At 46.5% G+C, this 14502-nt stretch carries 9 protein-coding genes; 6 read left to right on the top strand and 3 right to left on the bottom strand.

All coding sequences use genetic code 11. The annotated features are described in order from the left end of the window. Positions 1–62: 62 nt before the first annotated feature. On the bottom strand, positions 63–1001 hold the full coding sequence (locus AAEY83_RS05710) for a DUF808 domain-containing protein (RefSeq protein ID WP_025646421.1): 939 nt from the start codon (positions 999–1001) through the stop codon (positions 63–65). 413 nt (positions 1002–1414) lie between these two features. Between AAEY83_RS05710 and AAEY83_RS05705 the strand changes: the two genes are divergently transcribed. The 5 genes from AAEY83_RS05705 (at position 1415) to AAEY83_RS05685 (ending at position 7299) form a co-directional block, all read left to right on the top strand. Further along, complete coding sequence (locus tag AAEY83_RS05705; protein ID WP_025646420.1) at positions 1415–2278, top strand: DsbC family protein; 864 nt, start codon at positions 1415–1417, stop codon at positions 2276–2278. A gap of 231 nt (positions 2279–2509) precedes the next feature. Further along, positions 2510–3835, top strand: a complete 1326-nt coding sequence (locus tag AAEY83_RS05700; protein WP_025646419.1) for a homoserine dehydrogenase — start codon at positions 2510–2512, stop codon at positions 3833–3835. 145 nt (positions 3836–3980) lie between these two features. Next, positions 3981–5162, top strand: coding sequence for a thiolase family protein (locus tag AAEY83_RS05695; protein ID WP_025646418.1), 1182 nt, complete (start codon positions 3981–3983; stop codon positions 5160–5162). A 430-nt stretch (positions 5163–5592) separates the two neighbouring features. Further along, entirely contained in the window at positions 5593–6441 is an 849-nt protein-coding gene (locus tag AAEY83_RS05690) for a DUF2382 domain-containing protein (RefSeq protein WP_037059438.1), read from the top strand. 171 nt (positions 6442–6612) lie between these two features. Beyond that, positions 6613–7299 (top strand): YsnF/AvaK domain-containing protein, encoded by a 687-nt coding sequence (locus AAEY83_RS05685; protein WP_025646416.1) that lies wholly within the window; start codon positions 6613–6615, stop codon positions 7297–7299. Between the two features lie 118 nt (positions 7300–7417). Here AAEY83_RS05685 and AAEY83_RS05680 read toward each other — a convergent pair whose 3' ends face one another. Both AAEY83_RS05680 and secA read right to left on the bottom strand, forming a co-directional pair. After that, positions 7418–7948 carry a hypothetical protein gene (locus AAEY83_RS05680; protein WP_025646415.1) on the bottom strand — a complete coding sequence of 177 codons (531 nt, stop codon included), beginning with the start codon at positions 7946–7948 and terminating at the stop codon, positions 7418–7420. A 347-nt stretch (positions 7949–8295) separates the two neighbouring features. Continuing rightward, the gene (gene secA, locus AAEY83_RS05675; RefSeq protein ID WP_025646414.1) at positions 8296–11112 is read right to left on the bottom strand and encodes a preprotein translocase subunit SecA; all 2817 of its coding nucleotides are present in this window, start codon (positions 11110–11112) and stop codon (positions 8296–8298) included. A gap of 283 nt (positions 11113–11395) precedes the next feature. On the opposite strand from secA, the gene mutS reads away from it, so the two are divergent. After that, complete coding sequence (mutS, locus tag AAEY83_RS05670; protein ID WP_025646413.1) at positions 11396–14413, top strand: DNA mismatch repair protein MutS; 3018 nt, start codon at positions 11396–11398, stop codon at positions 14411–14413. Positions 14414–14502: the final 89 nt, after the last annotated feature.

Below are 14502 nucleotides of genomic sequence, written 5' to 3'. Positions count from 1 at the left end.
GTTCACTATCGGGGCTTTTGCTTGTCAAGACTCCTTATTTGCTGAATGCTTTTGATGATAAATCAATGTGCAGCTGACTTTGCATCATTATCACCGCGTAATTTGCCAATAACAGTCAAAACCCCCAAGACAATAATCCCAACGATTAAACCAACCACACCTTGCAATAGCATGGTTACCAAGCCATCTAATACCCCAATTTGCGCAACTATTGTTTTTACCAAACTATCTAAATAACCAATACCATGGGTAATGATACCGCCGCCGACCAAGAACATAGCTATCGTACCGGCTATCGATAAAAACTTCATCAGCTTTGGTGCAGCAGATAACATAAACTCACCGAGTTTACGTTTGCCCTCACCCGCCTCAGAACCCTCAATTAAATGCAGTCCAGCGTCGTCTATTTTTACAATACCGGCTACTAAACCATAAATACCAACAGTGACTACAATAGCAATAATAGATAGTACAATACCTTTTTGTAGTATATCGCCGCCCACATCTGTTACCGCCCCTAAAGAGATCACGAGTATTTCAGCGGATAAAATAAAGTCAGTGCGAATAGCGCCTTTAATCTTACTCTTTTCAAACGCTACTCTATCTTCATTTTCCGCGTTAACCGTTCGCCGTGCCTCGTGCTCTTCATCACTATCGAGTAAAGTGGGCCAAAACTTATGAATGATCTTTTCAGCACCTTCATAACTTAAAAACAGACCACCAATCATTAATAAGGGCGTAATCAGCCATGGCACAAAATAACTAATAATCAGCGCTGCTGGTACTAAAATGAGTTTATTGACGAAAGAACCTTTGGCAACTGCCCAAATGACAGGCAGCTCACGACTGGGTCTGACACCAGTGACTTGTTCTGCATTTAGTGCCAAGTCGTCCCCTACCAAACCTGCCGTTTTTCTGGCTGCTACTTTGGTCATGACAGAAACGTCATCCATAAGTAGACTAATATCATCAAGCAATAATAATAAGCTGCCGCTTGCCATGAGTATTCCTTAATTATTGTTTATATCTAAACATCTCTAATATCTAAATATTTATATTTAATTTTGAGCGTTATGAAATTAGCTACTGGTTGTAGTTTATCAAAACTATAGATGACATAACGACGACATAACATAGTAAGAATGTATTTTATTTTTGATTTCCTTATAAAGGCTGTATAAAATTCGACACTGATGACATGAATACTTATATTAATACTGTCTATTATTGATGCCCTCTGTTTTTTAGGTGATGCTAAGATAAGCGTATCTAGCTTCGCGCCTATTTAATAAAATATGTTAAGATACAATGTTTTATTTAGATTTTACTCAGATTTTATTTAAGCTTTATTCGTGCTTTATCTGCCTCTACTACCAAACCATAGATAAGCGCTAGCGCTTATAGGAAACGTTATATGTCTGTACTCCCTTTTCCAAAAGCTCGCGCGGCTCGCTATAAACTTGCTTATAACTCTGTACGCAGCAAACTAACGCGAGCGATGATGAGCTCCTTACTGGTAGTGGTAGCGGCGGGATGTTCAAACAATGCCGCTGACGCGACTAACCCTGAGATTACTACTAACACCCAAGCAGCTGCAGCGACGAGCGCGCCTGATAACGATGCGGCAGTAGTGAGCGCTTTGCAAGCCAACTTAGACGCCTCTGGCATTGAAGAGACTGTGACTTCAGCTGTGCCTACCGCTATGGATGATATCTACTGGGTCAGCGCTGAGGGTCTACCCTCTTTCTTCACTGACAAAGCTGGCAAGCATATCATTCAAGGACAAATCATCAGCATAGGTGACGGCGCGCCTGTCGATATCAGCGCCGCACTTATGGCTTCTAATGCCCAACAAGCATTAGAAGCGGTTGACAAAGATGAGCTGATTATCTATCCGGCTACTGGAGCAACCAAAGCGGTCGTCTACGTATTCACCGATGCTGATTGCCCTTATTGCACTAAGCTGCATTCTGAGATGGATGACATCAATGCCCGCGGTATCGAAGTTCGCTATCTGGCATGGCCACGCAGTGAAGCCAGTATTCCGCTTATGGAAGCCATTTGGTGCAGCGACGATCGCGTACAGGCAATGGATCAAGCAAAAAATGAAGATGTGAATATCTCAGCACCTGCTTGCCAGAGTCCTGTGGCTAAGCACATGCAGTTAGGCGCAAGCTTAGGCGTGCGTGGTACGCCTGCCATCTTTACTGAGTCGGGGCAACAGATCGGCGGCTACTTGCCAGCGGCGCAATTGGCTGAAGCTGCGCTTAATAACTAAGCCCATGCCATTGCCCTACCATTATAGTAACGCTCAATCATAGCGCCTGCATAAATAAGGGCGCTTGATGAAAAAAAGCAAATTGCAATAGTAAATGTCAAGTGACATTGATACGGGGCGTTAGGTAGACGCCACCTTTGCTTATCGGTATGATACGGCTATGCAACCTAGGGTCGATTAAGCTTTTCTTTTTAGTTTGAATTTTTATCCATCTATTTCATCGAGGATACTGTGAGTAAATCCATAAAACTAGCGATACTTGGACTCGGTACTGTCGGTACTGGCGTCGTCCATTTGATAAATGACAATTTAGACGAACTCAAACGCCGTAGTGGGCGCGATATTACCATCACTGAAGTCGGCACCCGTCGTCAGCGTGATGATATCGACCCTGCTATTACCCAAAATAGTGACCTGATGGCAGTTGCTGCCAGTAATAATGTTGATATTGTCATTGAGCTGATCGGCGGTACGACGCTTGCCAAAGACGTCATTCTGCAAGCCATCAATAACGGTAAGCATGTGGTCACTGCCAACAAAGCGCTACTTGCTGAGCACGGTAATGAGATCTTCGCGGCAGCAGAAGCCAATAACGTTCATGTCGCTTATGAAGCGGCGGTCGCTGGTGGTATTCCGATTATTAAAGTGATGCGAGAGGCTTTAGCAGCTAATAAAATCGACTGGTTAGCAGGTATCATCAATGGTACGGGCAACTTCATCATGACCGAGATGCGCGATAAGGGTCGTCCTTTCGCTGATGTGCTCAGCGAAGCACAAGAGCTTGGCTACGCAGAAGCTGATCCGACTTTTGATATTGAAGGGATTGATGCGGCGCACAAGCTTGCCCTGCTCGCCTCTATTGCTTTTGGTATTCCGCTACAGTTTGATAAAGTCTATTGCGAAGGTATTACCGATATCACCTTACAGGATGTCAGCTATGCCGAAGAGCTGGGCTACCGTATCAAGCACGTCGGTTTTGCGGTACGCCGTGATGGAGACGGTGATAATGATAAGGCAGGTATTGAGCTGCGTGTCCATCCGACGCTGATTCCGCAAGATGTTTTATTAGCGAACGTCAATGGCGTCAAAAACGCAGTATTGGTCAACTCACATCCACTCGGTCAGACGCTATATTATGGTGATGGCGCTGGTGCAGGCGCGACCGCTTCTGCGGTAATGGCCGATGTCATGGATTTGGTACGCGTGCTTGGTAGTGACGTGGCTGCCAAACATGTGCCGCACTTATCGTTTCAGCCGGAGCAGCTATCTGATACGCCCATTTTACGAGCAGAGCAGATGACTAGCGGGTATTATCTACGTGTGCATGCTTTTGATAATCCAGGGGTGCTGGCAGATATTACGCGTATACTCAGCGATGCTGGTATCAATATCGATGCTATTTTGCAAAAGCCTGCGCATAAAGCCGGCCAAGTGCCAGTCATTATCTTAACCTTGCCAGTGGTCGAGAGTCAGATGAACCTAGCGATTGAAAAGATAGAAAACTTAGAGGCTATCACGGATAAAGTGGTGCGTATTCGCTTGGACGAGTTGGCTTAACCGCGGCTTAATCGATTAGTGGCTAGCTTTTTTTTGCAGAATGCCTAGTACGTGGTTTAGCATTTTAAAGCAAGCCTTTAGCCCTTATAATAAAAGCACGGCTATTGCTAGCTATTAATAACGAATATCAAAAAAGGGAAAAACTATGTCAAATGATGCAATCGTAATCGTCAATGGCGCACGGACGCCGATGGGCGGCTTTCAAGGCGCTCTAAAAGACGTCAGCACACCTGACTTAGGCGCCGCTGCTATCAAAGCCGCTGTTGAGCGCGCGGGTGTCAGCGCAGATAGTGTGGATGAAGTGATTATGGGCTGTATTTTGACCGCAGGTTTGGGTCAAGCTCCTGCTCGTCAAGCCATGCGCAAAGCCGGTTTGCCAGATAGTACTGGCGCAGTTACTATCAATAAGCTTTGCGGCTCTGGCCTTAAAGCGGTGATGGAGGCTTATAACGGTATCAAAGCCGGTAGCTTTGATGTCGCTGTGGCTGGCGGCATGGAGTCGATGACTAATGCGCCTTATATCATGTCAGGCGCGCGCGCAGGCTACCGTATGGGCCATAAAGAAGTCAAAGATCATATGTTCTTGGATGGTCTAGAAGATGCCGAAACCGGCAAGCTTATGGGTCAGTTTGCGCAAGAGATGGCAGATAAAAAAGGCTATAGCCGCGAACAAATGGACGAGTTTGCTATCGAATCGCTAAATCGCGCGTTAACTGCGATCAAAGACGGTCATTTCGAGAACGAAATTACGCCAGTCACTTTCGAGACTCGTAAAGGCGAGCAAACTGTCGATACCGACGAAGAGCCAGGGCTTGCTAATGCCGAGCGCATTCCTAAGCTACGTCCTGCGTTTGCCAAAGAAGGCACTATCACCGCCGCCAATGCCAGCTCCATCTCAGATGGCGGCGCGGCAGTAGTGGTAATGAAAGAGTCGCAGGCGAAAAACGAAGGCTTAGATTTTCAAGCGCGTATTATCGCTACTGCCTCAAACTCTCGTCATTCTAGCGAGTTCACTATCGCGCCTATAGGAGCGATCGAAAAGGTCTTAGATAAGGCAGGTTGGTCCGTCGCTGATGTCGATCTTTGGGAGATTAATGAAGCCTTTGCTATGGTAACTATGGCGGCTATGGACGAGCTCAATATCGAGCATAGCAAAGTCAACGTTGAAGGTGGTGCTTGTGCGCTGGGTCATCCTGTTGGCTGCTCTGGAGCACGTATCTTGATCACCTTAATCAACTCGCTACAACGTACTGGCGGCAAAAAAGGCATCGCGACCCTATGTATCGGTGGCGGCGAAGCAGTAGCAGTGGCTATCGAACTACCATAGAGCGAAATGCTCAGTTTTTAGTCTAACCATTTATTCATTATGACCGCATCAGCTCAGGCTATGCGGTTTTTTATTTTAGTCAAAATCCCAAAAATAGCACAAAAAAGTCTTTACTGTAAACAAGCGTTAACTTATACCTTTGCCATGTTATAGCGCTTACAGCCTTTTACACGCTTTTACGTCTATCGCACATTTTGCTACTTCGCTTATATACCCCCTGCCCCGTGCTCTTGTTATTCTAATAACCAGTTGAGGTGAGGTAATTGACAATAACTAATTCACTTACTGAACTGAAATTTTACAGATTTTACAGAATTAGCGGCCATCAGATCAGCTGTTAAGATTTTGACTGCTATATTCTAAGTATTAGTATTTATCATTCAAATTTTCATTTTCAATAAAAATTAACTCATATAAAAGGAAGATAATAATGAGCCAACTTATCCGTTTACAAGATATCCAAGCGACTCACCGTGACCTAATTGGTGATGATTATTATGACCCAACTGGTAAAACTGCTTATGGTGTCAACGAAGAAAAAATCGGTAAAATCGATGGCGCTCTAGTTGAAGATACCACTGGTCGTATTCGCTACTTAATCGTTGACGCAGGCGGCTGGTTCAGCTCAAAAGAAGTATTGGTACCTGCGGGTCTCGCTCGTATTGTTGGTGATGATGTTTTCTTTGATAGTTTGACTAAATCACAGGTAGAAGCGATGGAAGTTTATGATCACGATTATCAGTACAGCTATAAAGAGCAGTACGAAAAAGATCGTCAGGCTTTTGTAGCGGATACTGTGCCTACTGAAGAGCGTGTAGAAATTGACGACACCCATTACGAGGCGCCAAACACTCTAGAGCTACTAGAAGAACGTCTAACGGTAAATAAAGATCGTATCGTTGCAGGTTTAGTCAAAGTGGGTAAGCATGTCGTAACTGAAGAGCGTAACGTCAATGTTGAGTTAGAAGAAGAGCATGCTAATATTCAGCGTACTAACGTAGACCGTGTTACTGACCGTAAAATCGGTGATGCCGATGCAAGCGAGACTGTCGAAGTAGAGCTAGAAGCAGAACGTGCTCGCGTTGGTAAAGAGACTTACGTCACTGAAGAAGTTAGCGTTGGTAAAACGACTGAGCGTCATACTGAAACTATCGTTGAAACCATTCAGCGCGAAGAGCTTGATGTTAATGACGAAGGTAATGTCGTTGACCGTGAAGGTAACTTATATGGCCGTGACGATATCACTGCCGAAGATGTCCGCCGCGCTCGTGGTATGTAATAAGCTACACTACTCATAAAATACTTTATGATAGTTAAAAGCAGCTGAGTCATCTCAGTAGATTAAGGCCAGAGCTAGTCTCTGGTCTTTTTTTATGTTCAGAGTGAGCTTACTACTAACAGCTATTATATGAGCTATAGCACACAACTGAGAATAACAAGGAAGACGACTATGAATAATGAATCTAATAAACCATTAAATCCAGCAACCGACATTAATAATACTAATCTTGATAACACTCATCTTGATAATACTACGGATAAGAAAATAGAAGATCATGCCAGCGAGCATAAACTTCCAGCTCCCGATGATGTGACAAGTCAAGGTAGTAACACTGCAACTGGCGTCAACCATTTAGCAGGAGCAAACGTCAATAAAGGCAGCGGCTATCTTGAGCTATTAGAAGAGCGTCCTGTAGTCAATAAAGAGCGTTTAGATGTCGGCAAGGTCACTGTCACTAAGCATGCGCGCACCAGAACAATAGATGTGCCTATCGAATTGGTCGAAGAATACATCACCGTAGCTACCGCCTATGAAGATAGTGAAAGCCAAGATATGCTATCAGGTAATTTTGATGACAAAGATATCTTACGCCGTGTTGAGCCAACTTTAGATAGTAAAGCGGTGGTCACTATTAATGGCAAGCAAGTCGAGATTGGTGATGCGCCGGTGGAGATTGTGCTATCCAGACAAGTAGCGACTATTACCAAAGATACTTATGCTATCCAAGAAATCGATATTAGCAAAACTAAGCACACCCATACCGATACGATTCAAGTCGAACTGAAGCATGAAGAGCTTGATGTTAAAGAAGAAGGGCTATTAGAGCACGAAAATCAACAGGCGCTTAAAAAATAAGTCTGCATTTTTGGTCAAAACCGTATCGAATAAAAAAAGCAACGCTGATATAAAGCAGCGTTGCTTTTTTTAGTTTTACAGTTTAGCTAAGTCTAATACTTCGCTAAGTCTGACAATACTAGTCGATTTCATCACATTGATAAGTATTGATATCAGACTCGCCTTCACTAGCGGTACGAATTATGCCAGTCTCGCGCGCTTGATGCGCCACTCGCCACTGGGTGAAGCCTGCGCTACCATCAATTGCCGTGGTGCCTTCGTAGACTTCTGGGTTCGTGCCTTGATTGGTTTTACTGACCGTAACCGTCCCTTTATCTGTGCTTAGCACCGCTTCGTTACTCTCGTCTTTATAAGTGACGTCGACTTTTAGCTCAGGCGCACACAAGTAAGTGATTTGGGTGATTCCAGTGTTTACTTCAGCGACCGTATCGTCTTGTACTTCATTGAGCGTAGCATCAGGTGCAACGACGGTATCATTAGGCTCAGCAGGTTCTGCTGACATCGGCACGGCTTGCTCAACGGCAATGTCTTCTTCTAAGCTGGGTTCAGTTTCAGGCTCTTGTTGGCAAGCGCTGAGGCTAATGACGCAAGCGAATACTCCGGTCATCATTGCAGACGCTCGTAACGATTTTGATAATCCTAGGCTCATGCCTATCTCCTAAATATATGTGCTAAAAACTGACCATATTAACTTGTAAGGCTAATCAGTTATTATAACTTGACGTTCAATACCTTTGATGTTCAATACTATAGCTTGTCACTGTCTGTGCGCCTATATCGGATTTGTAAACGAGCAGCATTGCGCTTCAAATACAAACCAAACCAAACCAAGCATAACTGTCACTAGCTCTTTGCTTTATATTAGCAAATAGTTTACTGGGTTTTAAAGTCGATTTAGCAACTGATTAGTAAGTGAACTCACCGCTATAAAAAAACCCTCATCCAAGATAGATAAGGGTTTATAACAGCTATAAATGATTTTAAGCGCAGCTTTGCTTAGATCTTGCCATGACACTGCTTGTACTTAAGGCCAGAGCCACAAGGACAAGGCGCGTTACGGCTGATATTCATATTGGCGTAAGGGTTACCCTCTGCGCCATTAGCAGCGCCCGCCGCTGCAGCGCCGGCTAGATTGGCGCGTGCGGTTTGCGTTTGACCTTGGCTTTGGCGTTGACCTTGGCTTTGATTAGGGTTATGAGCAGCCGCTTGTTGCTCATTACCGGCAAGGCCGCTTGCGTCTTTGTGTTCAAACTGCATTTGCATACGCTCAGCATCCGCACGTTGCTGCGCTTCTAACGCTTCGATCTCTTCTTTAGTAGGAATGTGTACGCGAGATAAGTCTTGTACCGTTTCAGACTTAATCGCGCCAAGCATCATTTGGAACAGCTCAAAGGATTCGCGCTTATACTCTTGCTCGGGGTTTTTTTGCGCATAACCGCGTAGATGAATCCCTTTACGCAGCTGATCCATCTGCGTCAAATGCTCTTTCCAGTGCTTATCTAGGCTTTGCAGCATAAAGTGACGCTCGAGCTGCGCGGCTTCTTTTTCGCCCATTTGCTCACGGCGACCTCGATAATGCTCTAACGCCGTCTGGATAATTTTGGCACGTAGACCTTCTTCATCGAGACGACGATCTTCATCTAGCCAATCATTGATTGGCATGTAGAGCTTGAACTCGTCCTCTAGCTCATCTTCTAGCCCATCGATATTCCATTGATCATCGATAGAGCCTGGCGGTATAAATTGGTCAATCATCGCGTTATAGACATCGTAATGCATCGCCTCGATAGCTTCTAACAAGTCCATATCTGCAAGCAAATCATCGCGCTGACTGTAGATAACTTTACGCTGCTCATTGGCGACATCATCGTACTTAAGTAGGTTTTTGCGAGCGTCAAAATCGCGGCTCTCAACTTTACCCTGCGCGTTTTCGATAGACTTAGAAACCATCTTATGCTCGATAGCTTCATCTTCTTTGAGGCCCATTGCCTTCATCATGTTGACCACGCGGTCGCCGGCGAAGATACGCATCAGATCATCTTCTAAAGACAAGAAGAAACGTGACATACCAGGATCACCTTGACGACCGGCACGGCCACGCAGCTGGTTATCGATACGGCGTGATTCGTGACGCTCTGAGCCGATAATATGTAGACCCCCTGCGGCGACGACCTGATCATGCTTTTCTTGCCATTGGGCTTTGAGCCGCTGCATCTCGTCCGGACTTACTGCTTCTGGATCTGCGATAAACGACTCCCAGTTACCACCTAGGATAATATCGGTACCACGGCCTGCCATATTGGTCGCGATAGTGACGGACTTTGGGCTACCTGCCTGCGCAATGATATCGGCTTCGCGCTCGTGCTGCTTGGCGTTTAGGACATTATGCTTGACGCCTTCTTGATCGAGCAAATACGATAACTCCTCGCTCGCTTCAATCGTTGCAGTACCGACGAGCACTGGCGCACCTTTGGCCTGAATCTCTTTAATCTCGCGGATGATGCCTTGATACTTGCCTAATTTGGTCAGATAGATCTGATCATCCATATCGATACGGGCAATTGGCTTGTGCGTTGGGATGACAATAACGTCTAGATCATAAGTGGATTTAAATTCTGCCGCTTCAGTGTCGGCAGTACCAGTCATACCAGATAGCTTGTCATACAGACGGAAAAAGTTCTGGAAAGTGGTGGTCGCAAGCGTCTGGTTCTCCGCCTGAATCTCGACGCCTTCTTTGGCCTCGACGGCTTGGTGCAGGCCCTCTGACCAGCGGCGGCCCGGCATCGTCCGGCCGGTGTTTTCATCGACGATGATGACTTCACCATCATTAACGATATAGTGGACGTTTTTGACAAAGACATGATGAGCACGAATGGCAGCTTGTACGTGTGCCAGCAGCGGTAGACGGCTTGGGCTATAAAGACTCTCGTTTTCCCCAAGCTCGCCAACTTTGACTAAGAAGCGCTCAATCTTCTCGTAGCCTTTTTCGCTAATCTCAATCTGGCGATTCTTTTCATCGATCCAGAAGTCTTCGTCTTCGTTCTCTTTATTGGCTTCTTCATCTTTTGAGCGTTTAAGCAGCGGGATAATCGTATTGATCAGCGCATACATGCGTGATGAATCTTCCGCTTGCCCTGAGATAATCAGCGGCGTACGCGCCTCATCGATCAAGATGGAGTCAATCTCATCAATAATACAAAAGTTTAGCGGACGCTGTTTTTTCTCTGCAAGGCTAAAGACCATGTTATCGCGGAGATAATCAAAGCCGTATTCGTTGTTGGTACCATAGGTGATGTCCGCTTGATAAGCATCGACCTTATCTTGCGCGGGCTGCTGCGAGTAGATCACGCCTACCTTTAGACCCAAAAAGCTAAATAACGGCCGGTTTAAGTCGGCATCACGCGCGGCTAGATAGTCGTTGACGGTGACTAAGTGCACGCCTTTATCACTGATGGCGTTTAGGTACATGGCGAGGGTTGCCATCAAAGTTTTACCTTCACCGGTCTTCATCTCAGCGATTTTACCTTCGTGCAAGGTAATACCACCGATTAGCTGCACGTCATAATGACGCATGCCGGTGACACGCAGTGAGGCTTCACGGCAGACAGCAAACGCTTCTGGCAATAGCGCATCTAGGCTCTCGCCGTTTTTATGTCTAGCCTTAAACTCCGCCGTTTTTTGCTGCAGTTGCTCATCAGACAGGGCTTGCACGCCAGCCTCTTGGGCGTTAATTTTAGCGACCACTTTGCGCATACGCTTGAGCTCACGGTCATTTTTGGTGCCAACCACACTGCCTACAATCTTTGATAACATAATTTATTAACCTATGGAAATATTCAATAATTAAAGCGCGTAAGCCCAGATGTAGCCCAACGTTTTATTATTACCCAACTTTTCATTACTCAACTTTTCATTACTCAGCTTAGTCTGTCGCCATTATATATGGTTATGGTGCTGATGAATACAAGGGACATCGACTAGATATTCGCTGCCATGAAGCGCCCGCTCTCGTGTTAAAATAGACACTATTTTTCGCTCTAGCGCCGAGGTTTTATCCCCTCAACTTTCGCTATAAAAGCTTTATAAGAGATTATGCATGCCTGTTAAGCCCGTCAGCTCCTTATCTAATTCAAACTCTAATTCAGATACCCTATTAACCATTAGTGATACCGTCTTTGACTTAGCGCACCATACGCCGATGATGGTGCAATATCTGACCATGAAAGCCAACTATCCAAACGCTTTGTTACTATACCGTATGGGCGATTTTTATGAGCTGTTCTTTGATGATGCCAAACGCGCCGCGCAGATATTAGATATTACTTTAACTCGCAGGGGCAACGATAAAGCCGGTAATAACATCGCTATGGCCGGCGTGCCGTTTCATGCCGCCGATAGCTATATGGCGCGGCTGATTGCAGCGGGAGAGACAGTGGTCGTCTGCGAGCAAATCGATGAGTCCGCCAATCATAATACGCCCGTGCTCGCCGATAAACAAAAAAAGAATGCCGCAACCACGCCTGCTAGCGGCATCATGCGCCGTGAAGTAGTCAAGACCTTAACCGCCGGTACTATCACCGATGATGCGCTGATTAGCGCTGGCTCTACGCCAACCGTCGTTGCCATCGATATTCAGGCGGACTTTGTAGAACCATCAAAGACTAAAAGCAGTAAACAACCTTTGCAAGCTGCGATCAGTCAGCTCGACTTAGCCGCCGGTACACTGACCACACAAACGCTAACGGTAGAGCGCTTAGCCGATCATGATACGGCTAGCGCCCAGCTACAAACGCAAATGCTTACCGTACTAGCGCGGTTTGCGCCCAGTGAATGTATCATTAGTGAAGGCGTCGATGAGCAGTGGCTCGCTTGGCTACGCAGTGAACTGGACTGCTCTATTATCGAAGTCGCGGCCAACGATTTTCATCCGGACCATGCCGGCGCCACCCTTTGCGAGCAGTTTCAAGTGCAGCGCCTTGATGGCTTAGGTATTAGCGGCTCGCCGCTTGCGCAAACCAGCTGTGCGGCGCTCATTCACTACGCGCGACAAACCCAGCAGCGGCAAATTCCGCAGGTCAATCAGCTCATCATTGAGCACAGCGACGATTATCTGATCATTGATGGAGGTAGTCAGCAAAACCTTGAGCTGTTCACCCCAGTCAGTAGTAATGGCACGTCCTTGATATCAGTGCTCAATCAGTGTCAAACGCCGATGGGTAAGCGCCTACTGGTGCAACAGATGAAGCGGCCGCTACGTCAGCATACGCGTATCAATTTGCGCTTAGCCGCTATAGAGCAGTTATTAGCGGCCAACCATACAGCCAACCATGCAGCCAGTCAGTCGCTCATCAGTGAGATACGCGATACTCTAAATACCATCGGCGATATCGAGCGCATCAGTAGCCGTATTGGTCTGATGAGCGCCAAACCGCGTGACTTGCGCAAACTCGCTGACGGTATCGCCAGTAGTCTACAGCTCGCGCGCTTATTAACTGCCTCTGGTATCAAGGCTGAGCAAAGCGGTCTATTACCGATGCTCATGCAGCAGTTGCCTGACCACTTACCTGCCGTGCAGCAAGTTGCGCAGCGCATTGAGCGCGCTATCATTACAGAGCCGCCAGCGCATATCCGCGATGGCGGGATGCTAGCTGCGGGCTTCGATGAAGAATTCGATCGGCTAACGCACTTGCATGATAATATTCAAGCCACCCTCGATAACATGGCAGATGAAGCGCGGCAACAGCATAATTTGCCGAGTCTAAAAGTCGGCTTCAACAAGGTCAGCGGCTTTTATTTTGAGCTGCCAAAGATGCAAGCAAAGCTGGCGCCTGCTCATTTTATCCGCCGGCAAACACTGAAGAACGCTGAGCGCTTTATCACCGAAGCGCTAAAGGAGCTAGAGACTGAGTACTTAAGCGCGCAGACTTTAGCGCTAGCCCGTGAAAAGCAGCTGTATCAGCAGCTACTTGGCGAGCTGAGCGAACATTTAGCGGAGCTACAGCAACTGAGCGCCGCTATTGCACAGCTCGATGTGCTCGCTAACTGGGCCGATCTGGCCATAACTTATGACTGGCAGCGTCCGGTGATGAGTAAAGATAGCGACTCTCAAGCCCATAGCCAAACCCGTATCGATATCCGCGCAGGACGCCACGTCGTCGTCGAGTCAGTACTACAAAGGATGAATCATGCCAAGTCCAACGCTCACTCTGCTCCTAATCATTTCGTCGCTAACGACTGCCAGCTAGGTGCAAGCGAGCATCCTGAGCGTTTACTGCTCATCACTGGTCCTAATATGGGCGGCAAATCCACTTATATGCGCCAAACTGCGCTGATTGTACTGCTCGCACACTGTGGCAGTTTTGTCCCGGCGCAAAGTGCCCATATTGGTGATATCGATCGTATCTTTACCCGTATCGGCTCGGCAGACGACCTCGCTGGTGGCAAATCCACCTTTATGGTCGAGATGATAGAAACGGCGAATATCCTAAACCAAGCGACCGATAAATCATTAGTGCTCATGGATGAAGTCGGACGCGGTACCGCAACCACCGATGGCCTTGCAATCGCCCATGCTTGTGTTAACAAACTGCTCGAGATTGGCTGCTTGACGTTATTTGCCACCCATTACTTTGAGCTGACCCAGTTGGCAGCGCAGAACAAAGGTATTCGTAACGTCCATGTCGCGGCCAGCGAAGTCGATGGTCAATTATTACTGCTGCATAAAATTAAAGACGGCGCGGCTAGCTCTAGCTTTGGTTTACATGTGGCAAAAATGGCCGGTATTCCTAAGGCAGTGCTCGCTGATGCACAACGCTATCTGCTCGATACGCTCACCGCTACTACTAGCGCTGCTGATCATAGCAAAGGCGCGCATACTGATGACAAAACTGACTTAACTCATGCCATTATCGAAGAACGTCAGCAGCCTTATGAAACCCTTGCAGACAGTAGTGCCAATAGCCCCCATAGACAGCCTACTCATACAATAGATAATCAGCAGCAAAATCAGTGGTTTACGCTACAGAGTGAATTAGACAGTATCGATCCTGATAGTCTAACGCCCAAGCAAGCACATGATATGCTCTATCGTCTCAAACAACTCATTAGTCGTTAAAGGGGTTTGTGAAAACACTATAAAAGCGCTAAAATATGCGTTATTTTTGCTATTTAGCATTTCGTCAAACCAATAACAGGTAGCCCTCT

This window comes from Psychrobacter sp. TB20-MNA-CIBAN-0197 (assembly GCF_040309765.1).
GTDB classification, from domain to species: domain Bacteria; phylum Pseudomonadota; class Gammaproteobacteria; order Pseudomonadales; family Moraxellaceae; genus Psychrobacter; species Psychrobacter submarinus.
Note: the sequence above shows the minus strand (reverse complement) of the source record. Positions and strands in the feature narration are given on the sequence as shown.